Source organism: Enterobacter sp. UNJFSC 003 (assembly GCF_036903355.1).
Lineage (GTDB): Bacteria > Pseudomonadota > Gammaproteobacteria > Enterobacterales > Enterobacteriaceae > Enterobacter.
This window is the reverse complement of the sequence record NZ_JBAKHK010000326.1, coordinates 1-241: the sequence shown is the minus strand read 5'-3', so window position 1 is coordinate 241 and position 241 is coordinate 1. Positions and strand designations below refer to the sequence as shown.

Sequence of the window (241 nt, the reverse complement as noted above, 5' to 3'; positions counted from 1 at the left end):
GAGGCTTGGGATCATTTGCCTGCCAATCTCCAGCCCATGAAAACCCGCAATGGAAATTTGTTCTGGCACGGCGAGGTTTCGCTCGCGGCACAGCAGAAGCGCACCCATCGCAATATCGTCATTGGTGCAAAATACACCGTCTAAATCCGGGTTTGCGCTAAGGGCATCACGCATTAACTGCATTCCTAAATGAATGGATGAGATGGCGCGTGGATTCATGCGTAATGGGGAAAGATTATGC

At 50.6% G+C, this 241-nt stretch carries 1 protein-coding gene; it reads right to left on the bottom strand.

Annotated features, from left to right (window positions below; translation table 11 throughout):
• The coding region (locus V5P19_RS24390; RefSeq protein WP_334408100.1) for a substrate-binding domain-containing protein at positions 1–241 on the bottom strand (241 nt) is incomplete at both ends.